Here is a 21,548-nt window from a genome sequence, read left to right as displayed (position 1 = left end):
GATCGTGCCCTGTATAACAAACACCGGAGTGTGCGTTCGAGCAGTCGGTGCACACACCATGACAAAACAGATCGTCTGTGCTGACGCGGGGATGGACTGTTCGTTCGTCGTGCAGTCGGAGTCCGAGGACGAACTCGTCGAGATGGTCACCCTGCACGGCGAGCACCAGCACGACGTGGAGATGGAAAAGAACGATATCCGCGACCTGATCAAGCCGGCGTGAGTCGGGGAGCGTCGCCGATCCGGAGCCAGCGCCGGGGCGAACCGACTTCTCGAGGTGGTCACGCCGACCGTTCAGCGTGATTCAAGCTGGAGCCTCCGGCCTCAAGGAGCGACCGAAGCGTAGCGAAGGGAGCGAGTAGGCCGGAGAGGAAACCGACATGGTACGACACAACCGTCATACTCCGACCGACCGACTCCCGAGCGTATAAGTACCCCCGAATCCTCTCTGAAGTATGGATGTGCGTCGAACCGCCGTCGTGAAACTCGCCGTTTCCGACGAGCAACGCGATGCACTCCACCGAACTGCCGACCAATACCTGTACTGCGCGAACCGAACCGCCGACTACTGTTGGTCGGACACGTCGTTCACCGAGTGCAAGACCAACAAACGGCAGGTTCGTGACGCGCTCTACTCGGCACTTCGAGAGGAGACGGACCTACAGGCACAACTCGTCCAAGCCGCCATCAAACGCGCCGTCGAAGCCGTCAAAGGGTGTGTCGAACGCTGGAAGAAGGGACAGCGCGTCTCTTGCCCGACGTTCACCGCCGAAACGATGGACTACGACACGCGAAGCGCGACCTTCTACCGAAACAAGGTGTCGCTGGCAACTGTCGAGGGCCGGGTTGAACCGTCGTTCGTTCTCCCGGCAGACAGCCCGACGCCCTACGAGCAGTACGTTCTCTCCGAGGATTACGAGTTCCGCGAGAGTACGCTTCGGTACGACCCGGTAGACGACGAGTTCTACCTCCACATCTCGACTCGGCGGACAGACGGCGACGCAGAGGTTCCGGCAGATACCGGGCACCCCGACCAAACGGTCCTCGGTATCGACCTCGGCGTCAACAGCCTCGCCGTCTCCTCAACCGGCACGTTCTGGCAGGGAGACGACTACGACCACTGGTGCCGCGAGTTCGAGAAGCGACGGAGAGAGATGCAACAGCGCGGCACGCAGGCCGCGCACAACGCCGTGCTTCGCCTCGGGAAGCGCGAAGAAGCATGGCGCAAACAGTACATCCACACCGTCGCCAACGAACTCATCTCGGAAGCCGTCGAACACAACTGCGACGTAATCGCGTTCGAGGACTTGACCGACATCCGCGAGCGGCTTCCACACGCGAAGTGGCACCACGTCTGGGCGTTCCGACGCCTGTTCGAGTACGTCTCCTACAAGGCCCCCGAGAAGGGCGTCACTGTGGAGCAAGTCGAACCGAACCACACGTCCCAACGCTGTTCTCGGACGGACTGCGGGTTCACACACCCCGACAACCGCCGCGGCGAACACTTCGAGTGCCAGAAGTGCGGATACGAGGTGAACGCGGACTACAACGGCGCGAAGAACATCGGGCTACGGTACGCTCGAAAGCGAATCCACAGACTCCGTTCCTCGCCTAAGTCGGGGGACAGAGACGCAGAAGTAAACCTGCGTGTGAATGGTGGGACGTTGAACGGCAAGAGTCACCAACCTATTGCTGGCGACTGATTGCCGGGAGTCCACATCAAAGCCCTACCCTCAAGGACCGAGGCGCGGAGCGCAGAGGGAGTAGGGTAGGGTAGTTTACTCGTGACGGAACGCGCGGTCGCCGGTGAACACCATCGCCATGTCGTGCTCGTCGGCGGCCGCGATCACGTCGTCGTCGTTGACGGAGCCACCCGGCTGGATCACCGCGTCGATGCCGGCGTCGGCGGCCTCCTCGATGGCATCCGGGAAGGGGAAGAACGCATCCGAGGCCATCACGGCGCCCTCGGCGGACTTACCCTCGGCGTCCTTCTCGGCCTTCATTGCCGCGAGTGTGACCGCGTCGACGCGGCTCACCTGTCCCATTCCGACGCCGACCGTCTCGGTGGCGGAGGCGAACAGGATGCCGTTGGACTTCACGTGCTTCATCACGCGCCACGCGAACAGCATCGTCTCCACCTCGTCGTCGGTGGGAGCCCGCTCGGTGACGACCTCCAGGTCGTCGCGCTCGGGCGCCTGCAGGTCGCGCTCCTGGACCAACCTGCCGCCGACGATGGGCTTCTCGGTCAGCGTCTCCGTGCGCTCGCCGAAGGACGCCTCGTCGCCCACGTCCAGCACCCGGAGGTTGTCTTTCTCGAAGAGCACGTCCAGCGCGTCGTCAGCGTAGCCGGGAGCGACGACGACCTCCTTGAACGAGTCGACGATCTGCTCTGCGGTCTCGGCGTCGCACTCGCGGTTGAGCGCGACGATGCCGCCAAAGGCCGACTTCGCGTCCGTCGCGAGCGCGTCGGCGTACGCCTCAGCGAGCGTTTCAGCCGTGGCGCAGCCGGCGGGGTTGGTGTGCTTGATGACGGCCGCGGCGGGCTCGTCGAACTCTTTCACCAAATTCAGCGCGCCGTCAGCGTCGTTGTAGTTGTTGTACGAGAGCCGCTTGGCGCCCTCGTTGAGCTGATCTGCCGCGACGACGTTCGCCTCCCCGCAGGTTGTGTCGGCGTACAGCGCCGCGTCCTGGTGGGGGTTCTCGCCGTAGCGAAGTTCCCGGACGCGGTCCTCGCTGATCGTCTGTCGGGCCGGGAAGCGTCCGTCGCCGGCGTCGTCGCCGTCGACGTGGACCTCGTGAGCGTCGAGGTCGACCGTCACACGGCCCTCGGCGAACCACTTCACCGCGCGGGGGTACGCCGCGAACTCCGCCTCGTACAGCACGCGCTCCTTCAGGTCGGCGGCGTCGTCGCCCTCGTAGACGGGCACCGCCTCCTGCGTGACGATCGGGCCGCCGTCGACCTCCTCGGTGGCAACGTGGACGGTACAACCGGTCTGGCGCACGCCCGCGTCGAGCACCCGCTCGTGCACATCGTTGCCGGCGAACGACGGGAGCAGCGACGGGTGGACGTTCAGCGTCGTCGGCGCGGCGTCGAGGAAGGTGTCCGTCAGCACGCGCATATAGCCGTCGAGGCAGACGATGTCGAACTCGTGGTCGGCGAGCGCGTCGAGGACGCGTTCCTCGTGGTGCGCCCGCTCCTCGCCGTCCGCGCGCTCGACAACCTCCGTCGTCACGCCGCGCTTGGCCATCGCGTCCAGCACCGGCGCGTCCGCGTCGTTCGTCAGGACGACCGACACCTCGGCGCCGCCAGGCGCTCGGTCCGCGATGTTCCGAAGGTTGCGCCCGCGATTGCTCGCCATGCCCGCGATCTTCATGGTCAGACGCTCCCCCGCCGGCGGAAAGAGCGTTGCGGTCTGTGCGTCGGGTGTATGCACATGTCCGGATCGAAACAGCGCTGATAGCGGACTCATCGCGCAGTCGTATGCACGGCCATGGTTATTCGCGCGGTGAGCAACCGAAACCGCTTTGCCGCGCGCGAGTGGACCGCCGGACATGGACATCTCCCGCGAGGATCCCCTCGCAGCCGTCTCGCCGCTCGACGGGCGGTACGCTGGGCGGACCGCGTCGCTGGTCCCGTACGCCAGTGAGGCCGGCCTGGTCGGCGCACGCGTCGAGGTCGAAGTCGAGTACCTGCTCGCGCTCGCCGACGAGCCCGGGGTCGACCTGACGCTCTCCGACGCGGAGCGCGCCGACCTTCGCGCCGTCGTCGACGACTTCTCGGCCGCGGACGCCCGCCTCGTCAAGCGGCTGGAGACAGAGGGCGCCGAGGGATACTCCGCCACCAACCACGACGTGAAGGCCGTCGAGTACTTCCTGCGCACGGAGACGCCCGAGCGCCTCCACCCGTGGATCCACTTCGGGCTGACCAGCGAGGACGTGAACAACCTCGCCCAGCGCCTGCTCGTCAGGCCGGCTGTCGAGGACGTGCTCGTGCCGGACCTGCGGGACCTCCGCGACACGCTCGCCGCGGAGGCCCGCGAGCACCGCGACGTGCCGATGCTCGCCCGCACCCACGGCCAGCCCGCGACGCCGACGACGTGGGGGAAGGAACTGGCCGTCTACGCCGCCCGCCTCGGAACGGCGCTCGGGCGCGTCGAGGCCGCCGCCGACGAGCTCTCCGGAAAGCTCGCGGGCGCCTCGGGCACCTACGCCGCCCACCGCGCCGCCTACCCCGACGTTGACTGGGGGGGATTCTCCCGCGAGTTCGTGACCTCGCTCGGGCTGGAGCATACCGCGTTGACGACGCAGGTGAACCCCTGCGACGACCTCGCGGCGCTGTTCGACGCGCTCCGCGGCGTCAACAACGTCATCCTCGATTTCGACCGGGACGTGTGGCTGTACGTCTCGGACCGTTACCTCGGCCAGGAGGCCGCGACGGGCGAGACCGGGTCGTCGACGATGCCGCACAAGGTGAACCCCATCGACTTCGAGAACAGTGAGGGCAACCTCTCGAAGGCGAACGCGGACCTCACCTTCCTCGCGGACTACGTCACCACCTCGCGGCTCCAGCGCGACCTCTCGGATTCGACGGTCAAACGGAATATCGGCGCCGCCTTCGCGCACTGCCTCATCGGCTACTCGAAGACTGCCGCCGGCCTCGGGAAAGTCGTCCCGAATGAGCGGGTGATGCGCGAGGAACTGGAGGCGACTCCCGAAGTCATCGGCGAGGCCGTCCAGACGATCCTCCGGCGCGAGGGCGACACCGACGCCTACGAGCGCGTGAAGGAGCTCACCCGCGGCACGCGCGTCACACTCGCGGACTTCCGCGACCTGTTCGACGACCTCGACGTGGACAAGTCCGTGCGCGAGGAACTGCACGCGCTGACGCCAGCGACGTACGTCGGCTACGGCGGCGACCTCGTCGACGAGCTGGACGACGCGGCGTAGCACGCACCCTCAGCGCGGCCGGACCGAGGCGAACCGCTCGTCGTCGAGGTACACGTCGCCGTCGCGGACCTCGACGCCGACGGGGTCGAGTTCCTCGCCGACGCACGGGCCCCAGGTGCACAGCCCGTCGCCGCACTCGAAGCGCGCGCCGTGCTCGTGACAGACGATCTCGCCGCCGTCGACCCGGGCGCCGCGGCCGGGATCCAGCGGCACCTCGGGCCGGTGCGGGCAGGAGTTGCGCCACGCGAACACCTCGCCCGATTCGGCGCCGCGCCGGAGAATGAACCCGACGCCGCGACGGCCGTCCGGCCGCATCGCCGTCCGGCGGATCGTGGAGTCGGTCGGCACGTCCGAGAGCGGCGCGACGAACAGCGGGTCCCCGTCCCTCTCTTCAGGCTCGTCGTCGTCCCCGGCGTCCTCGCCCCGGTCGCTGTCGCCGTCCGAGTCGCCCGCGCCGCCGACGCTGAACCGGAACGTCGCGTCGCCGGCCTCGACTTCTCCCTCCGAATCGAAGATCCTCTCGCGTGTCGCCTCGTCGTCGGACTCGACGGTCACGTGTACGGGGTCGTTCATCTCTGGCGACCGTAGCTGCACGCCGCGGATATGCGTGTCGCTCCCGGCGGGGACGGCGACGTGTCGCTGCGGTTGCTGCTGACGGGGTGTCCGGACGCGAGAAACGGTGAGCGGGGCGAGAGCGGTGGACGGAGACTCGGCTCAGTACTCCTCGTACGCGAGGTTCATCAGCCACTGCGTGAACGCGTCGGAGTTGGGATCGATCTCCTCCTCGCCGATGAACGGCGAGAGCATGTCGCCGGCCATCAACAGCGCGAAGTCGAGGTCCTTCGCGGTCGGCGCCAGGAAGTACGTGTTGTGACCGTTGTAGACGGCGTCTTCGCGCTCGATGAGGCCGAGGTCTTCCAGCTTCTCGGCGATTCGACTCCCCTTGCGCGATGAGACATCCAGCTCCTTCCAGAAGTCGGACTGATGGATACCGCCGGTCTCGCGGACGAGTTCGAGGCCGGCGAGCTCGTCCTCGGCGAGGCTCGCTTCGGCGTCGGAGGCGCTCATACACGCCCCAACGACGGCGCCCCCGTTTACCCTTTCCCTTTTATTCCGTGCGGCGACCCGTCGCGAGCGCGTCGTGACCCCTGTCGGGATGGATGCGCAGAGTCACCCGTCGACCGCCACCGGCTCGAACGGCGCCTCGCAGGGCGGCCCGTCGGCGTGGTCGTAGCGGATGTCGCCGTCGGTCCCGAGTCGGATCAACGTCGAGGAGACGGTCCCGTACCCGTCCCCGTGGACGCACACGCCGAACTCGTGATCGCCGAGCGCCGCGCCGGCCCGGCCGAGCCAGTCGTCCGCGACCTCCCCCGGCTCCGGCGCGAGTTCTCTGCGGAGCCGCGTCGCGTTTCGCGCCTCCTCGGGGCCCGCGGCGGGCCGGGCCGCGGGCTCGAAATACTGCCCGTCGTAGCCGGTGTTGCCGACGACGTGGACCCCCGGACGGAACTCCCTCACCGCGAGGTAGCCGTCCCACTCCAGCAGGACCGCGGCGTCGGCGTCCGCGAGCACGAGGTTGAAGCCGTCGTACTCGTGGTCGCGGCAGGACTCCGCGACGTGGCGGGCGGCGGCTTCGGCCGACTCGGCGCGCAGACAGTCGTCGACGAGGAGCCCTCGGGAGCGCTCGCCCGCGAGTCCATCGACCCACCGGTTCGTGATACCGACGAACAGGCCGGCGCGCGTGACGCCCATCCAGGTGCCGCCGGCGCGGGCGTCCCGGGGGGCGATCACGCCGCCGCCCCGGTCTGCGGGCGGCTCCGAGGGCCGACCGTACGACTCGTCGCGGTTGGCCGCCACCGCGACCGGCGCCTCGTCGAACACCCGCCAGGCCAGCGTCAGCGTACACATGGCGTCGGCTACCGACCCGACGGACAAAGCGACGGCGGTCGGAGAGTGACAGAGATAGCGGTCGGAGAGTGACAGAGACGGCGGTCAGCCGGGCGGATCCCCACGCCCGGGCCGCCTAGCCGATCAGCGAGTCGAGCGCCCGGCGCACCGCCTCAGCGGCGTCGCGGACGCGGTCGACGCGGACGTACTCGCGCTCGCTGTGGGCGACCGCGCCGGCGTCGTCCGCCAGGTTCCCCGGCCCGAACACGACCGTCGGCGCGGGCGCGAAGTAGGACGCCTCCGTCGCCGCGCCGAACGGGCGGACCTCGCCGTCCGCGTCGCCGCCGACCGACCGCGCCGCGTCGGCGACGGCCGTCACGAGCGCGTGGTCGGGGTCGGTGTCGAACGCTTCGAGGAACGGCGTCGGGCGGTCGGTCAGCGCGAACTCGACGCCCACTTCGTCGGTGACGGCCTCGCGAACGGCCGCCTCCAGCGTGGACCGGAACTCCTCTGCCGTCTCCGGCGGCACCGAGCGGCGGTCAAGCATCATGGTCGCCTCCGCGGGCACCTGATTGGTCGCCTCGCCGCCGTCGACGCCCGTCGCCACGAGCGTCGGTCCTCCGAGCATCGGGTGCGTCTCGGCGTCGAACGCCCGGATCGCCGCGAGGGCGTCCTCCAGCGCGGCGACGGCGTTGACGCCCGAATCGGGCTCCGCGGCGTGCGCCGCCGCCCCCGACAGCGTCAGCGTCCCCTCGAAGCGCCCGCGGGCGGCGACGCAGGCGTCGCAGTCGGTCGGCTCGCCCACAAGGAAGAAATCGCCCTCGACCGGCTCGACCGGGCCGTCCGGGTGGTCGGCGTCACGACCGCGCACGAGCGCGTCCGCGCCGGTCGACAGCGTCTCCTCGTCGGGCGTGACCGCGAGCGTGACCCGCCCGCGGGCCGGGTCGACCGAAAGAAATCCCGCAAGCAGCGCGGCGAGCGGTCCCTTCGCGTCACAGGACCCACGGCCGCAGAACACCTCGCGACCGCTCTCGTCCGTTCCGCGCTCGAAGTCGACGTGCGGCGGCACGGTATCGATGTGCGTGTTGAGCACGAGGTGCGGGCCGTCGCCGGGCGCCGGCGACGCCCGGGTCGCGCGGACGTTCCCCGCGCCGTCGACACGGGCGTCGACGCCGTGTTCGGCGAGCGTCTCGAGGAGGTAGTCACGCATCTCGTCGACGGACTCGTGCGATTCGACGGGCACCACGTCGGCGAGGAACGCGACCGGATCGAAGGCCGTCGGTGACGCCGGCGACGCTGTCGACGTTCCGGAGTCGTCGCTCATTCCCGCTCCTCTCGGTCCCGCTCCGTCGTCGGAACGGCAAGATCAACGTCGAACTCCCAAGCGGCCGGGCCGGTGAGCGTCGCCGGCGCGTCCTCGGGAACGGTGATCCGGAGGGTGCCGCCCGGCGGCGAGACGGCGAGGTCAGTCCGGTCGGTGACGCCGAGGCGGCGCGCGACCGCGCCGACCGCGACGGCGCCGGTGCCGCACGCGAGCGTCTCGCCCTCGACGCCGCGCTCGAACGTCCGCTGGGCGAAGGCACCGTCGCCGGTCCGCTCGGCGAGAGTGACGTTCGTCCCCTCCGGGAAGGCGTCCGCGTGGCGGACGGGCGGCGCGACCGCCTCCAGGTCGACCGCGTCCACGTCGTCGACGACCGCGACGGCGTGCGGGACGCCCGTGTCGACGGCGGTCACGGTGAGCCCCTCTACCGACTCCTTGACGAGGGGGCCGTCTCGGTCGGCGGCCAGCGGCACGTCCTCGGGAGCGAACGACGCTTCCCCCATCTCGACCTCGACGGTGACCTCGTCGTGGGTTCCGTCGCCGTCGTCGTCACCGCCGTCGCCGCCGCGGACCTCGGCGCGGCGGACGCCGGCGGGCGTGTCCAGGTCGACCACGTCCGCGCCGGTTCGCTCGCGCACCCACGCGGCGGCGCAGCGCGCGCCGTTGCCGCACATCTCTGCGATGGAGGCGTCCGGCTGGACGAGCGTCATCGTCGCGCGGGCGGTTCGGTCGGCAGCCGCGGCTGGCGCGTCGGCGACGCCGTCCGCGTCGCCGCCAGCGTCGTCGCCGTCGTCGGTGACCTCCACGAACAGCACGCCGTCCGCGCCGGTCCGGCCCCCGCCCTCGACGCCGGTCTCGCGGTCGCAGTGGCGGACGGCGAACGCGCCGCGGTCAGGCACCAGCCTGTCGGCGTCGGCCGCGTCGACGACGAGGAAGTCGTTGCCCGTGCCGTGGTACTTGACCGCCGGGACCGTGCGGGGTCCGGCGGAGCCGGTCGGGTCCGTCGACTCGCTCATTCGTCTCTCCCTCCGTGCTCCAGCCGGGTAACCCCCGCGAGCGTCTCGCGTGCGCGCAGCACGTCACTCGCGAGACGCACCTCCGCGGGGCGCGGTCGTGAGTTGTACGTCGAGGCCATCTCGTAGCCGTAGGCGCCGGCGTTTCCGACCGCCAGCAGGTCGCCGCGCTCCGGGATCGGCAGCTCGCGGCCGTCGCAGAAGGTGTCGCCCGTCTCGCAGATGGGGCCGGCGACCGTGACCGGACCGGTGTCCGCGGACGCGTCGGCGCCCGGCTCTCGATCGAGGTTCCGGATCGCGTGGTAGGCGTCGTACATCGCCGGGCGCAGCAGGTCGGTCATGCCGGCGTCGACGCCCGCGACCGTGACCTCCGGCGTCGGCTTCACCGTGTTCACTTCCGTGAGCAGGACGCCCGCGTCGGCGACGACGTAGCGCCCCGGTTCGACCGCCAGCGTCGCGGCCACGTCGCCCAGCGCCTCGCGGGTCGCGTCGGCGACCGCACGGATGTCCAGCGCCGGGTCGTCCTCGCGGTACGGGACGCCGAAGCCGCCGCCCACGTCGACGAACTCGATGTCGTCATCCCCGATCTCGCGGGCCAACTCCCCCATCCGCGCGACGAGGTCGCGGTGGGCGGCGAGGTCCTCCTCGCCGTGGATCCCCGACCCCGCGTGGGCGTGGAGACCGACCACGTCGAACTGCTCGCGGGCGTCGGCGACGACATCCGCGGCCCGGTCGTACGGGACGCCGAACTTCGGCGCGGCGCCCGTCCGGACCTTCTCGTGGTGGCCCGCGCCGACGCCGGGGTTGACGCGGACGCAGACGCGGCCGTCGTAGCCGCGCTCGGCGAGGCGGTCGAGCGTGTCGCGCGCCCCGACCGTGACCGTGAGGTCCGGGTGGTCGCCCCACCAGTCGACGACGGCGTCGAGGTCTCGGGCGGGGGGATTGACGGCGGTGTAGTCGACCCGGTCGCCGGAGAAGCCGGCGTCGAGCGCGCGGCGCACCTCACCGGCGGAGGCGCACTCGGCGTCGAGGCCGGCCTCGCGGACCGTCTCGAGGACGGCCCGGCCCGTGTGTGCCTTCACCGCGTACTTCACGTCCGCGTCCGGGAAGGCCGCCCGGAGCCGCGCGCAGTTCTCGGCGACGCGCTCGGGGTCGGTGACGTACAGCGGCGTGCCGTGTTCACTCGCCAACTCGCGCAGACGCCCGGTGTCCCAGTCGGTGAGCCGGCGAATCGGGGGGTTCTCGGCCTCCCCGGACTGCTCGGCGCTCATTCGCGCAGCGCGTCCTCGCGCCGCGTCGCCTCCAGCGTCTCCGTCTCCACGTCGGTGGCGACGACCGCGGGCTTGTACGCGCCGCCGTCGAACAGATCGTGGTCGCTGACGCTCGACTCGACGAACCGGGTGAACGCCCGGCGGTTCTCGGGGAGGTGGCCGTAGACGACCTCCTCCTCGACGAGGTCGTACACCGGGATTCGGGGGGTGAGCAGCGTGTTCTCGCCGACGATCGAGTTCTCGCCGACGCGGAACCCGGAGGTGACGCGACAGCCCGCGCCCAGCGAGACGCCGTCCTCGAGTATCACGGGCGCGTCCTCGACCGGCTCCAGCACGCCGCCGATCAGCGTGTTCGCGCCGAGCTTCACGTCCTCGCCGATCTGCGCACAGGAGCCGACAGTGTTGCAGGAGTCGACGAGGGTGCCGTCGCCGACGAACGCGCCGATGTTCACGAACGACGGGCTCATCATGATCGTGTCGTCTCCGAGGTGCGCGCCGCGCCGGAGGACGGTGCCGTCGGGCGTGTTGCGCGCGCCCCTCGCCGCGAGGTCGTCGGTCTCGCGCAGCGGAAGCACGTCGTAGTAGCCGACGCCGCCGTACTCGCGGCGCTCGGTCTCGCGCAGGCCGAAGTTCAGGAGAACTCCTCGCTTGACCCACTCGGTGGCCTCCCACGAGTCGACGCCGTCGCCGGTCTTGCGGGCCGCCCGGACCTCGCCCGCCTCCAGGGCGTCGAGGAACTCGTCGAGGGTCCGGCCGACCCCGGCGTCGGCGTCGGCCGCGGTGAGTCCGTCGTCGTAGCGCTGCCACAGGTCGTCGATGTCGGATTCCAGTGTCGTCATTCGAGTACCTCTGTGAAGTCGTAGGCGCCGGCGTCGCGGCCGGCGAGCCACGCGGCGGCATCGAGCGCGCCGGCGGCGAACACGCGCCGGGAGCCGGCACGGTGGGTCAGTTCGAGCACGTTCTCGTCGCCGGCCATGAGCACCTCGTGCTCGCCGGCGATGTCGCCCGCGCGTCGGGCGTGGACGCCGATCTCGCTCTCAGTCCGCGGGGCGTCGCCCTCGCGGCCGTGGACTCGCTCGCGCAGGTCCGCACGGGCGTCCTCGATGTCGTCGAGCAGGGTGAGCGCCGTGCCGCTCGGGGCGTCGACCTTCCCGCTGTGATGGGTCTCGGTGACCTCCACGTCGTAGCCGGGGAGCGCGGCCGCCGCCTCCGAGACCACACGCCTGAGCGCGGCGATCCCCCGCGAGAAGTTCGAGGCCCGCAGCACGGGGACCGACTCGGCGGCGGCGTCGATGGCCGCCTCCTGCTCGCCGTCGAAGCCGGTCGTGCCGACGACGCAGGCGACCCCCGCCTCGGTCGCGGCGGCCACATACTCGACGCTGGAGCCGGGACCGGTGAAGTCGACGAGCGCGTCGACCGCCGGCTCCGCGTCCGCGAGCAGGGCCGGGAACTCGGCGGCGTCCGCGACTGCGACGCCCGCGACGGGGTCGACCGGCGATCGGTTGACCGCGACCGCGACCTCACAGTCGCCGCGCTCGCGCGCGGCCTCGATCACCTCGTGGCCCATTCGGCCGCCGGCGCCGGTGACAGCGAGTCTGACGGGGTCGCTCACGTCAGGCCTCCGTCTCGGGGGCGGCCCCGTCGCCGCCGGCCTCCAGTTCGGCGAGCAGGTCCGTCAGCACCCGAAGGGTCTCGTCGCTGCCGCGAGTCAGCGGCGGCCGCATCTCCGGGGGGCCGTACCCGCGGATCGCCATCGCCTCCTTCACCGGAATGGGGTTCGTCTCCCGGAACAGCGCCCGCATCAGCGGCCCGAGCTCGTGGTGGATCTCGCGGGCGCGCTCGAAGTCGCCGTCGAGGGCCGCGTGGACCAACTCCGCGGTCCGCTCGGGCACGACGTTGGCGACGACCGAGATGGTGCCCGTCGCGCCCATCGACATGAGCGGGAGCGTCATGCCGTCGTCGCCCGAGAGCACGTCGAACCGCTCGTCGCGCGTTCGCTCGACGAGCTCCGAGATCTGGTTCGCGTCGCCGGAGGCGGCCTTGTACCCCTGCACGTTCTCGTGGGCCGCGAGGTCGACGACGGTGTCCACGTCGAGGTTCAGGCCGGTCCGGCTCGGGACGTTGTACACGATCTGCGGGATGTCGACGGCGTCCGCGACGGTCGCGAAGTGCTCGTACTGCCCGGCCGGCTCCGGCTTGTTGTAGTACGGCGAGATGAGCAGGGCGGCGTCGGCGCCGGCGTCGGCGGCGCGCTCGGTGAGGTCGAGCGCCTCCCGTGTCGAGTTCGAGCCGGTGCCGGCGATCACGGGCACATCGACGGCGTCGACGACGGTCTCGACGACCTCGGCGTGTTCGTCGTGTGTGAGCGTCGCGGCCTCGCCGGTCGAGCCGACGGGGACGAGCCCGTCGACGCCGGCGTCCGCGAGCCGGCGGGCGTCGGCCGCGAGCTGTTCGTGGTCGACCTCGTCGGTTCCGTCGGTAAAAGGCGTCGTCATCGCCGGGTAGACGCCGGCGAAGGTGTCGTGGTGAATCGTCATGGATGTGTGGTGTGGTTCGGCGGTCACGTCGGGTGGTCTGCTGTCGGTACGTGTACGAGTGCGGGCCGAAACTCACCCCCGACCGGCCGCTACGCCAGGCCGAGGACGATCTCACACACGTTTCGGTTTCGCGGAGAAGGCGGGGCGGACGCGGGGCTCGACGACGGCGTGCGTCGAGGTCGGCGTCTCGCTCATTGGCGGTATAGAGATCAGACGCGAGTAAAGGCGTTTCCCTGTTGGCCGAATTTGTCATCCGTGCGCTGCCGTCGCGACCGACGAACCGCGTCTCGGCCGCTCGCACGGCTGACGGGTGACGCGGATCTGAATGCCTGGGCGGTCGGTGTGCGCTGTCGGTGTTCCCCGACGGTTGCGACCGCCTCTCGGGCGACCCTACGAGCCGATCGGTGATTCCGGTGACTCGGACGGCTCCATCTCTCGACTCGATGGCGGTTCGACGACCGTGAAACCCGTGAGCTCGAACCGGGCGCCGCCGGTGTCGCTGCTGGTGGCACGGATCTCCCAGCCGTGTGCCTGGACGATTCTGTCGACGATTGCCAACCCGAACCCGCTGCTCTGGGACGATGTTGTGTGGCCCAGTTCGAACACCGCGTCCGCCTCGCTCTGCGGGACCCCCAGGCCGTCGTCCTCCACGTAGAACCCGCTCCGTCAGCCAACAGCCCGACGCGGATCGTCACGTCCTCGCCGGCGTGTTCGATCGCGTTGGCGAAGAGGTTCTCGAAGACGTGACGGAGTCGATTGCCATCAGCCTCGATCGTCGGGAGCGGCTCCGTGACGAGCTCCGCGTTCCCCGTCTCGACGGTTCCTCAACACAGCCCGACGATCGAGCCGAGGTCGGTCCGCATCGTCTCCCCGACCGCCTGTCCCTCGCGCGCCAGTAGCAGGGTCTCCTCGATGATCGTCTCCATCCGTTCCAGGGCCGACTCCACCCTGTCGAGGTGGTCGATCTCGCCCGTCTCCTGTGCGAGGTCGAGGTGTCCAGTCACGATGTTGAGCGGGTTTCTGAGGTCGTGGCTGACGATACCGGTGAACTCCTCGAGGAGCTCGCTCTGCCGCTCTATGGCCTGCCGCTCGGCCGAGAGCCACTCGGCGACGCGGGCCCGCTCGAAGGCCCGCGCCTAAGAGACTCCGAGGAGCAATCCCACACCCCCGCCGAGGCTGACCGCCCATCGGGCCCACGCGATCGCGAGTTGTAGCGACTCCGGAGGCATCGTGAGCATGAACACGAGGTTGAGCAGCAAGAACGCAGCACTCGCACCCAAACACCAGCCGGCTATCCGTCGATATCGATCGCTGGAGAGGTCTCTTCGTTCGATCCAGCGTCTCGCGTAGACGAGCGGCCCGATAGACAGCAGCGACGTGACGGCTCCGACGGCGAACTCCGAGGAGAACGACTGCGTCCAGACGAGGACGGCGATCGTTTCGCCGAGTAGCACGAGACCGAGACAGACACCCAAGCCGGAGATGAGGAGCAGCCAGTGTTCGTCGGACCGAACCAGGGTGCTCATACGGGACCGATCCGGCTCGGATATGTAATTATAACCCGTCCGGTTGGCGGAGATCTCGACGCCGCGGTCTCCGGGGCAGGCTCCGAGTACTGTACTCGAAGCGGAGCTGGGCGCATCGGAACGCCGGACCGGCGAACTCGGACTCGGACCCTCACCACACGTCCCGGACCGGTGCAGGGACGCCGACCTCCATGACTCGTTCGAACTCCGGGTATCAGGTCCGTACACGCCGTTGGCCGCCGCGGCGACCCGACCGTGACCGAGCGCGTCCCTCGACCGATGGGAGTGTCTTTCGCGGCCGCCCTCGGTCCCGGTAGGCTATCGGTCGGCCGGGTGCGTCGCGGGCGACGACTCAGGTCGGTGTTTCACCGGGTTCCGTGAGCCCCTCTGTAAACCCTTATACGAACACCGACACGAGAACTCGGTAATGAGCGACCTCCCGGACGACTTCGACTGTACTGTCACCAATTGGGGGTACATCTACGGGCTCTGTCGGGACGTCTCCGATCAGGTGAAAGCTGCCAACTTCGAGCCGGACGTGGTTGTCGCGCTCGCGCGTGGGGGCTGGTTCGCGGGGCGGTGCATCTGCGACTTCCTCGGGCTCAACGACCTCACGAGCCTCAAGATGGAGCACTACGTCGGAACCGCCGAGAAGTCCGGCGAGCCGACCGTCCGCTACCCGATGCCGGAGGGGAGCGTTCAGGGGAAGGACGTACTCATCATCGACGACATTGCTGACACCGGCGGCTCGATCAAGCGCGCCCACGAGTACGTCGCCGACCGCGACTGCGGCGAGGTGCGCACCGCGACACTGCAACTGCTGCAGACCTCGGAGTTCGAGCCCGACTTCGTCGGCGAACAGCTCGAGGAGTGGACGTGGATAGTGTACCCATGGAACTTCATCGAGGACATGATCGACCTCACCTCGGGGGCGATGGAGCAGGCAGACGCCGAGGCGTTCACCGTCGAAGACGTGCGCCACTACCTCTCGGAGTTCCACGGCATCGACCGCATCGAGATGGAGATCGCCCAGCCCGACCGCGTCGAGGAAGTCCTCGAGGAGATGGTGCGCAGGGACGTGCTCCGTGAGACCGCGGACGGCTACCGCCTGCTCGACAACGGCGTCGGCGGCGCCGACGATGAGTAACCCGACGACCGCGTGGCGCTTCTCGACATCTTCGCGGGGGCGGTCCTCCCGATCATCGCGGTCGCGGCCGTCGGCTTCGCGCTCGGGCGCGCGAGCGACATCGACGCCGACCCGCTGAATACAGTCGTCGTGTACGTGCTCGCCCCCGCGCTCGTGCTCCACAGCCTCGCGACCGCTGCCTTCTCCGGGGGCACTATCGCGCGCATGACGGTCGCCGTCACGGCGTATATCCTCGGGATGATCGTCATCGCGGAGGGGGTCGGACGGCTCCTTGGCGAGCCCGAGCCACGGCTGTCGGCGCTCGTGCTCGCGGCGACGTTCCCCAACTCCGGCAACTACGGCATCCCCCTGTCTGACTTCGCGTTCCCGGCGGGCGGCCGGGCGGCGGCGGTGCTGTACCTCGCCATCCAGTCGGTGCTCATCTACACCGTCGGCGTGTACGTCGCCTCCCGGGCCGGCGGCGGGGGCGGGCTCCAGGGGCTCCGACGGGTGTTCACGATCCCGCTCGTGTGGGCCGTCCCCGTCGCGCTGGGCGCGCGGGCGCTCGGCGTCGTGCCACCCGCCGCCGGGACCGCGATGCAGACGCTCCAACTGGTCGGCGACTCGTCGATCCCGGTGATGCTACTCATCCTCGGGATCCAGCTTTCGCGAACGGACTACGGCGCTGCGCTCTCGCAGGCGGCCACCCCGTCGATCCTGAAGATGGTCGTCGCGCCCGCAGTCGCGGTCGCCATCGCAGTCGCCGTCGGCTTTCAGGACGACACCGTCGCGCGCGTGTTCGTCCTTGAATCGGCGACGCCCGCGGCCGTGACTCCGCTCATCCTCGTCGGCGCGTTCGCCGACGACCTCGATGTCGGCGGCGTCTCGGTGTCGGAGTATATCAGTACCGTGATCCTCGTGACGACGCTGGCGTCGATCCCGATGTTGACGGGGCTGATCGCGCTGTTGGAGAGCGGGCTCCTCGTGTGACTCGTCGGGCGTACATCGGCGGCGCGGACGCGTCAGTCGTCCGCGGGCACGCCGGACCGCGGATCGACGACCGCGCTCGTCCACGACCCGTGGTAGAGCCATGCGAGCGCGACGACGGCGCCGGCGACGTCGCCGGCGACGACCGCCCACCAGATCCCCGGCGTCCCGACGTCGAACACGAACACCGCCGCGTACGTCACCGGCACGCGGACGAGCCAGACCGCCACCAGCGAGAGCGCGAGCGCGGTCGTCGTCCGGCCGGCGCCGCGGAAGGTCCCGCGCGAGACCTCAAAGATCCCCGTGAACACGAACATCACCGATGCGACCCGCAGGTACGTCGAGGCGTACGCGATCGTCTCGCCCGCGTCGGGCGATCCCGGCGGGAGGAACACCTGGACGATCGGCTGTGGGAACGCCGCCGCCAGCGCCGCGACCGGAAGCATGACCGCGGCGACGACGCCGAGGGCCGCCCTGACGGCGCGCCACGCGCGGTCGGGCTTCTCGGCACCGAGGTTCTGCCCGACGACGGTGTTCACGGCCTGCGCAAGCCCCATTGCTGGCAGGAACACCAGCGAGATGAGCCGGTTCCCGAGCCCGTAGGCCGCCACGACCGCCGGCGGGAACGTCGCCACAAGCGCAGTCAGCACGACGAACGCCAGCGAGACGCCCGACTGTTCGAGTGCCGAGGGAACGCCCAGTCGGAGGACCCGCTTGACGATCCGGGGCCTCGGAACGAGGTCGCGGGGGCGGATCGTCGGCCCGGCGGGCGTCCCGAACAGGACGTACCAGCCGACGACGGTCGCGATCGCCCGCGAGACGAGCGTCGCCCACGCTGCGCCCTCGATCCCGAGCGCGGGGAACGGCCCCCACCCGAAGATCAGGAACGGGTCGAGGGCGACGTTGACCGCGACGGAGACGACCATCACCCGCAGCGGCGCGCGCGTGTCGCCGTACCCCCGCATCAGCGAGACGAACGTGAAGAAGCCGAACAGAAACGGCGTCGCGAGAAAGAACACCCGCATGTACGCCGCCGCAAGCGGGACGATATCCGTCGCGGTCTGCTCGTCGGCGGGGATGAGCGCCAGCGCGGGCTCGATGGCGAGGTAGCCGAGCGCGCCCAGCACCATCGCCACGAGCATCACGAACCCGAGGGCCGTTCCGGCGACCTTGCCCGCCTCGCGAGAGCTCCCCGAACTCGCGGCGCTCGCCCCGGTGTGTTGGGCGACGAGGATGGCGCCCGCGGCGGTGAATCCGCCTCCGATGCTGATGAACAAGAACACGATCGGAAACGCCAGCGAGAGCGCGCCGACCGCGTCCGACGAGAGCCGCCCGAGCCAGAACGTGTCGGCGACGTTGTACATCACCTGTAGCAACTGGATCAGCACCAGCGGCCACGCGACGCGCAGCATCGGCCGGAGGAGATCCCCCTCGACGAGATCCGACGCGTGCGCTGGCGAGGAGGATTCGCTCATGCCACCTATGAAGCGAAGGTGGGGCTTGAACGCTTCTCACACGTGGTACCACGGCACGCGACGGGGCGACCAGCGCCATCGTCCGATCCGCCCGGGATCGGGGCGTTCACGCGTCGACGCCGGGAACGTCGAACGCGTTCGCCTCGCGGCGGACCCGCTCGGCGTCGAGCGTTCGGTGGCCGCCCGCGCCCTCGTCGTACAGCACGTCGCCATCGACCATCGTGAACGCCACGTCGTCGCCGTGGGCGGCGAACACCAGATGGCCGATCGGGTCGTGCAGCGGCGTCGCGCGCGTGTGATCCGTGTCGATGCCGAGCACGTCGGCCTTCCACCCCTCCCGGAGCGCGCCGACGTGCTCAAAGCCCGCCGCCCGCGCGCCGTTCAGGGTCGCCATGCGAAGGGCCGTCGAAGCGTCGACCGCCGTCGGGTCGAGCGCGTCGACCTTCGCGAGCAGGCTGGCCTGCTTGAGTTCGGTGAAGGGATCGAGGGTGTTGTTACACGGCGGCCCGTCGTTGCCGAGGGCGACGTTGACACCGCGGTCGAGGTAGTCCTCGACGGGCGCGATTCCGGAGGCGAGTTTCATGTTCGAGGACGGGCAGTGAGTCACGTGCGTTCCCGTCTCCGCGATCAGTTCGCGTTCGTCCTCGTCGGTGTGGACGCAGTGGGCGAGCACGACGTCCTCGCCGGTCAGGCCGACCTCGTCGAGGAAGGCGATGTTTCGCTCGCCGGTGCGCTCCTCCACGACGGCTATCTCGTCGGTGTTCTCGGAGGCGTGGGTGTGGATGCGCACGCCGTCGTACTCGTCGGCGAGGTCGCGACAGCCGCGCAGACACTCCTCGGTGCAGGTGACGGCAAAGCGCGGCGTGATAGCGTAGCGGATCCGGCCGCCGTCCGCGCCGTGGAACCTCCAGATGAGCGCCTCGGTCTCCGCGAGGCCGTGTTCGGCCTTCTGGCGCAGGCCGTCTGGCGCGTTCGTGTCCATGAGGACCTTACCGGCGCGAGCCCGGATGCCGGAGTCGACGGCCGCCGAAAGCGCCTCCTCGGCGTGGTGGACCGAGAGGTGGTCGATGACGGTCGTGACGCCCGATTCGATACACTCCAGATAGCCGAGTTCGGCCGCGAGGCGCGTCCCGTCGGGGCCGAGGCCGGCCTCCATCGGGAGCACGTACTCCTCCAGCCAGTCGAGCAGCGCCACGTCGTCTGCGATGCCGCGGCCGAGCGACTGCACCGAGTGGATGTGCCCGCCGACGGTGCCGGGCGCGACGATCCCGAACTCGCGGCGCTCGTGGTCGGTGTAGCGGTCGACGAGCGTCGACTCGTCGCCGACGGCGGTAATCGTGTCGTCCTCGACGACCACCGCACCGTCATCGATGACGGTGTCGGGGTCGGCGACGACGGTTCCGGCGAGTAGCATTTTCCCGACCGTTGTCCAGGAGGCGCGTACAAAGACGTGTGGATATCCCGGCGGCGGTCAGTCGCGCGCGAGGACGCGCCGGAGCGTGCGGACGCCGACGAACCGCGGGACTGAGCGGCGGTACGTCTCGTACGCCGCGCCGTACTGCTCGCGCAGCCATGGTTCCTCGACGAACACGCTCGCCACCATCCAGGCGACCCCGAGCGCGGCCAACACGCCCGCGACCGGGGCGGCGGTCGCCAGCGCGTAGCCGACGAACAGCCCGACGAACCCGACTACCTGCGGGTTCCGGCTGTACCCATACGTTCCCTCGGTGACGAGGCCGTCGGCCCGTCTCCGGGTGTTCGCCTCGCCGAGGTCGGCCCGTGCCAGCGTCCAGAACGCGACGACGGCGAGGACGCCGCCGGCGACCCGCGCCGCGGCTGGGACCTCGGCGCCGCCGAACCCCAGCGCGCCGGCGACGAGCAAGCACACGAAGAACGTGCGCGAACACGCGAGGTAGGCGTTCCGGAGGCGGTCGTCGTCGCCAGGAGGCCAGATCCTGATGTCCGGGATGACGAGCGTCGCCGCGAGACCGGTGAGCACCGCCGCGGCGGCCGTCATCCCGACGACGCCGACGGCGGCTACGAGCGTGCCGACGACTGTCATACTTCCACGCCGGACGGTCTGTGAATAAGTGTTGGGGATCCGTCTCGACGACCACGTCGACCACAGGATCCGGGGGGACGACAGACGATCCGTGGCCATTTATCGCGGCCGAGCGAACGACCGGGTACCAATGACCATCGGCTTCATCGGCGGCAGCGGCATCTACGAAGCGCTCCCACTCCAGAACACCCGCACCGAGTCCGTCACCACCCCCTTCGGCGAGCCATCCTCTGATCTGGAGATCGGCGAGTTCGGCGACACCGGCCGCGAGGTCGTGTTCCTCCCGCGCCACGGCCCCGACCACCAGCGCTCGCCCACGGACCTGCCGTACAAGGCGAACATCCACGCGCTGAAGCAGGCCGGCGTCGAGTACGTCATCGCCAGCAACGCGGTCGGGTCGCTGAAGGAGGAACTGCCGCCCCAGACGCTCGTGATCCCCGACCAGATCTACGACCGCACGAAGAACCGCGATCTCTCCTTCTTCGGCGATGGGATCGTCGTCCACCAGCCGATCACGCGGCCGTACTCGCCGAAACTGGCCGAGCACCTCGCCGAGGCGGCCGACCGCGCGCTCGACTCGCTCGACTCCGACTCGGACGTCGTCGAAGGCGGCACGTACGTCTGCATCGAGGGGCCCCAGTACTCGACGAAGGCGGAGTCGGAGTTCTACAAGAGCCAGGGCTGGGACCTCGTCGGCATGACCGCGGTCCCCGAGGCCAAACTCGCCCGCGAAGCCGAGATGGCCTACGCGACCGTCACCGGCGTCACCGACTACGACGTGTGGAAACAGGACGCCGAGGTCACCCTTGAGGAGGTGCTGGAGAACGCCGCCGCCAACGAGGAGGCGATCAAGGAGACCGTCGAGGAGGCCGTCCGCACGTTCCCCGACGACATGGACTGCGAGGCCCACGGCTCGCTTGAGGGCACGATCAACACGCCCAGCGAGGCTGTGCCGGAGGAGACGCGCGAGCGCGTCGGGCTGTTCGTGGACGACTACCTCGACGACTGAGGGCGGCGATTCGGAGAGCACATCTCCACCTGCACGCCACGGTTTGGTTTATCGACCGACGGCTAACCCGGCCGTTAGGTACATGCTGCCCACCCACCTTTTGCTGCGCTCGGAGCCTCCGGCTCCTCGCTTGCAAAATGTGGATCAAAAGCACTGCGTCACCCCCTCAGCGCGGCGAAGCCGCGCTTCGAGGGTTCCTTGGCCCGCTCGCTCGCTCGCTGCGCTCGCTCGCGGTCGGTGAACGACCTGAGTCCAGCATCCGCGAGCGAAGCGAGCGGTTCACCGCCGGAGCGGGGTGAAACCCCGCGACGGCGGCTTTTTGGCATCATCAGACGCCTTTGGCGTCTGATTAGCAGCAGGAACGCGAAGCGTTCCTGCAGCATCAGCAGA

Annotated in this window: 22 protein-coding genes; 6 read left to right on the top strand and 16 right to left on the bottom strand. The window is 69.7% G+C overall.

The annotated features are described in order from the left end of the window. Positions 1-58: 58 nt before the first annotated feature. Both BUE16_RS07110 and BUE16_RS07105 read left to right on the top strand, forming a co-directional pair. Complete coding sequence (locus BUE16_RS07110) at positions 59-223, top strand: DUF1059 domain-containing protein (protein ID WP_073308017.1); 165 nt, start codon at positions 59-61, stop codon at positions 221-223. Positions 224-455: 232 nt separating this feature from the next. Further along, complete coding sequence (locus BUE16_RS07105; protein WP_073308015.1) at positions 456-1,703, top strand: RNA-guided endonuclease InsQ/TnpB family protein; 1,248 nt, start codon at positions 456-458, stop codon at positions 1,701-1,703. Positions 1,704-1,778: 75 nt separating this feature from the next. On the opposite strand, the gene purH is transcribed toward BUE16_RS07105, so the two are convergent. Then, positions 1,779-3,374 carry a bifunctional phosphoribosylaminoimidazolecarboxamide formyltransferase/IMP cyclohydrolase gene (purH, locus tag BUE16_RS07100; protein ID WP_073308013.1) on the bottom strand — a complete coding sequence of 532 codons (1,596 nt, stop codon included), beginning with the start codon at positions 3,372-3,374 and terminating at the stop codon, positions 1,779-1,781. A 178-nt stretch (positions 3,375-3,552) separates the two neighbouring features. On the opposite strand from purH, the gene purB reads away from it, so the two are divergent. Further along, the gene (purB, locus tag BUE16_RS07095; RefSeq protein ID WP_073308011.1) at positions 3,553-4,947 is read left to right on the top strand and encodes an adenylosuccinate lyase; all 1,395 of its coding nucleotides are present in this window, start codon (positions 3,553-3,555) and stop codon (positions 4,945-4,947) included. Positions 4,948-4,956: 9 nt separating this feature from the next. Here the strand turns inward: purB and BUE16_RS07090 are convergent, their stop codons facing one another. From BUE16_RS07090 to BUE16_RS07035, 12 genes are all read right to left on the bottom strand, one after another. Then, the gene (locus BUE16_RS07090; protein ID WP_073308009.1) at positions 4,957-5,520 is read right to left on the bottom strand and encodes a Rieske (2Fe-2S) protein; all 564 of its coding nucleotides are present in this window, start codon (positions 5,518-5,520) and stop codon (positions 4,957-4,959) included. Between the two features lie 141 nt (positions 5,521-5,661). After that, complete coding sequence (locus BUE16_RS07085; protein WP_073308007.1) at positions 5,662-6,015, bottom strand: helix-turn-helix transcriptional regulator; 354 nt, start codon at positions 6,013-6,015, stop codon at positions 5,662-5,664. A 102-nt stretch (positions 6,016-6,117) separates the two neighbouring features. Continuing rightward, complete coding sequence (locus BUE16_RS07080; RefSeq protein WP_073308005.1) at positions 6,118-6,852, bottom strand: NRDE family protein; 735 nt, start codon at positions 6,850-6,852, stop codon at positions 6,118-6,120. Positions 6,853-6,967: 115 nt separating this feature from the next. Further along, entirely contained in the window at positions 6,968-8,155 is a 1,188-nt protein-coding gene (locus BUE16_RS07075) for a M20 family metallopeptidase (RefSeq protein ID WP_073308003.1), read from the bottom strand. Then, a complete protein-coding gene (gene dapF, locus BUE16_RS07070) occupies positions 8,152-9,168 on the bottom strand; it encodes a diaminopimelate epimerase (protein ID WP_073308001.1) in 1,017 nt (338 codons plus the stop codon). The genes BUE16_RS07075 and dapF overlap by 4 nt, the downstream gene beginning before the upstream one ends. Beyond that, a complete protein-coding gene (gene lysA, locus BUE16_RS07065; protein ID WP_073307999.1) occupies positions 9,165-10,436 on the bottom strand; it encodes a diaminopimelate decarboxylase in 1,272 nt (423 codons plus the stop codon). Before lysA ends, dapF begins: the two co-directional genes overlap by 4 nt. Beyond that, on the bottom strand, positions 10,433-11,275 hold the full coding sequence (locus tag BUE16_RS07060) for a 2,3,4,5-tetrahydropyridine-2,6-dicarboxylate N-succinyltransferase (protein ID WP_073307997.1): 843 nt from the start codon (positions 11,273-11,275) through the stop codon (positions 10,433-10,435). The genes lysA and BUE16_RS07060 overlap by 4 nt, the downstream gene beginning before the upstream one ends. Further along, on the bottom strand, positions 11,272-12,048 hold the full coding sequence (dapB, locus tag BUE16_RS07055) for a 4-hydroxy-tetrahydrodipicolinate reductase (protein WP_073307995.1): 777 nt from the start codon (positions 12,046-12,048) through the stop codon (positions 11,272-11,274). The genes BUE16_RS07060 and dapB overlap by 4 nt, the downstream gene beginning before the upstream one ends. Before the next feature lies 1 nt (position 12,049). Beyond that, the gene (gene dapA, locus BUE16_RS07050) at positions 12,050-12,973 is read right to left on the bottom strand and encodes a 4-hydroxy-tetrahydrodipicolinate synthase (protein ID WP_073307993.1); all 924 of its coding nucleotides are present in this window, start codon (positions 12,971-12,973) and stop codon (positions 12,050-12,052) included. Between the two features lie 390 nt (positions 12,974-13,363). Next, positions 13,364-13,624: a sensor histidine kinase gene (locus tag BUE16_RS07045; protein ID WP_073307991.1), complete on the bottom strand. Its 261-nt coding sequence runs from the start codon at positions 13,622-13,624 to the stop codon at positions 13,364-13,366. Positions 13,625-13,797: 173 nt separating this feature from the next. Beyond that, positions 13,798-13,977, bottom strand: coding sequence for a hypothetical protein (locus BUE16_RS07040; RefSeq protein ID WP_073307988.1), 180 nt, complete (start codon positions 13,975-13,977; stop codon positions 13,798-13,800). Between the two features lie 132 nt (positions 13,978-14,109). Beyond that, positions 14,110-14,499, bottom strand: a complete 390-nt coding sequence (locus BUE16_RS07035; protein ID WP_073307987.1) for a hypothetical protein — start codon at positions 14,497-14,499, stop codon at positions 14,110-14,112. A 427-nt stretch (positions 14,500-14,926) separates the two neighbouring features. On the opposite strand from BUE16_RS07035, the gene BUE16_RS07030 reads away from it, so the two are divergent. Continuing rightward, entirely contained in the window at positions 14,927-15,646 is a 720-nt protein-coding gene (locus BUE16_RS07030) for a phosphoribosyltransferase (protein ID WP_073307985.1), read from the top strand. Between the two features lie 12 nt (positions 15,647-15,658). Further along, entirely contained in the window at positions 15,659-16,615 is a 957-nt protein-coding gene (locus tag BUE16_RS07025; protein ID WP_073307983.1) for an AEC family transporter, read from the top strand. 32 nt (positions 16,616-16,647) lie between these two features. Here the strand turns inward: BUE16_RS07025 and BUE16_RS07020 are convergent, their stop codons facing one another. The 3 genes from BUE16_RS07020 to BUE16_RS07010 form a co-directional block, all read right to left on the bottom strand. Next, the gene (locus tag BUE16_RS07020) at positions 16,648-18,087 is read right to left on the bottom strand and encodes an MATE family efflux transporter (protein ID WP_073307981.1); all 1,440 of its coding nucleotides are present in this window, start codon (positions 18,085-18,087) and stop codon (positions 16,648-16,650) included. 106 nt (positions 18,088-18,193) lie between these two features. Further along, complete coding sequence (locus tag BUE16_RS07015) at positions 18,194-19,501, bottom strand: 5'-deoxyadenosine deaminase (RefSeq protein WP_073307979.1); 1,308 nt, start codon at positions 19,499-19,501, stop codon at positions 18,194-18,196. 57 nt (positions 19,502-19,558) lie between these two features. Then, positions 19,559-20,149, bottom strand: coding sequence for a methyltransferase family protein (locus BUE16_RS07010; RefSeq protein ID WP_073307977.1), 591 nt, complete (start codon positions 20,147-20,149; stop codon positions 19,559-19,561). A gap of 130 nt (positions 20,150-20,279) precedes the next feature. On the opposite strand from BUE16_RS07010, the gene mtnP reads away from it, so the two are divergent. Continuing rightward, positions 20,280-21,158, top strand: coding sequence for an S-methyl-5'-thioadenosine phosphorylase (gene mtnP / locus BUE16_RS07005; protein WP_073307975.1), 879 nt, complete (start codon positions 20,280-20,282; stop codon positions 21,156-21,158). Positions 21,159-21,548: the final 390 nt, after the last annotated feature.

It is taken from the genome of Halobaculum gomorrense, from assembly GCF_900129775.1.
Classification (GTDB): Archaea; Halobacteriota; Halobacteria; order Halobacteriales; family Haloferacaceae; genus Halobaculum; species Halobaculum gomorrense.
The sequence above is the reverse complement of the archived record's forward strand: the minus strand, read 5'-3'. Positions and strand labels throughout refer to the sequence as shown.

Bases quoted from the DNA above. Each gene is read 5' to 3' on its own strand.
- BUE16_RS07110 (WP_073308017.1), top strand. From the start codon at position 59: ATGACAAAACAGATCGTCTGTGCTGACGCGGGGATGGACTGTTCGTTC.
- BUE16_RS07105 (WP_073308015.1), top strand. From the start codon at position 456: ATGGATGTGCGTCGAACCGCCGTCGTGAAACTCGCCGTTTCCGACGAG.
- purH (WP_073308013.1), bottom strand. From the start codon at position 3,374: ATGAAGATCGCGGGCATGGCGAGCAATCGCGGGCGCAACCTTCGGAAC.
- purB (WP_073308011.1), top strand. From the start codon at position 3,553: ATGGACATCTCCCGCGAGGATCCCCTCGCAGCCGTCTCGCCGCTCGAC.
- BUE16_RS07090 (WP_073308009.1), bottom strand. From the start codon at position 5,520: ATGAACGACCCCGTACACGTGACCGTCGAGTCCGACGACGAGGCGACA.
- BUE16_RS07085 (WP_073308007.1), bottom strand. From the start codon at position 6,015: ATGAGCGCCTCCGACGCCGAAGCGAGCCTCGCCGAGGACGAGCTCGCC.
- BUE16_RS07080 (WP_073308005.1), bottom strand. From the start codon at position 6,852: ATGTGTACGCTGACGCTGGCCTGGCGGGTGTTCGACGAGGCGCCGGTC.
- BUE16_RS07075 (WP_073308003.1), bottom strand. From the start codon at position 8,155: ATGAGCGACGACTCCGGAACGTCGACAGCGTCGCCGGCGTCACCGACG.
- dapF (WP_073308001.1), bottom strand. From the start codon at position 9,168: ATGAGCGAGTCGACGGACCCGACCGGCTCCGCCGGACCCCGCACGGTC.
- lysA (WP_073307999.1), bottom strand. From the start codon at position 10,436: ATGAGCGCCGAGCAGTCCGGGGAGGCCGAGAACCCCCCGATTCGCCGG.
- BUE16_RS07060 (WP_073307997.1), bottom strand. From the start codon at position 11,275: ATGACGACACTGGAATCCGACATCGACGACCTGTGGCAGCGCTACGAC.
- dapA (WP_073307993.1), bottom strand. From the start codon at position 12,973: ATGACGATTCACCACGACACCTTCGCCGGCGTCTACCCGGCGATGACG.
- BUE16_RS07035 (WP_073307987.1), bottom strand. From the start codon at position 14,499: ATGAGCACCCTGGTTCGGTCCGACGAACACTGGCTGCTCCTCATCTCC.
- BUE16_RS07030 (WP_073307985.1), top strand. From the start codon at position 14,927: ATGAGCGACCTCCCGGACGACTTCGACTGTACTGTCACCAATTGGGGG.
- BUE16_RS07020 (WP_073307981.1), bottom strand. From the start codon at position 18,087: ATGAGCGAATCCTCCTCGCCAGCGCACGCGTCGGATCTCGTCGAGGGG.
- BUE16_RS07015 (WP_073307979.1), bottom strand. From the start codon at position 19,501: ATGCTACTCGCCGGAACCGTCGTCGCCGACCCCGACACCGTCATCGAT.
- BUE16_RS07010 (WP_073307977.1), bottom strand. From the start codon at position 20,149: ATGACAGTCGTCGGCACGCTCGTAGCCGCCGTCGGCGTCGTCGGGATG.
- mtnP (WP_073307975.1), top strand. From the start codon at position 20,280: ATGACCATCGGCTTCATCGGCGGCAGCGGCATCTACGAAGCGCTCCCA.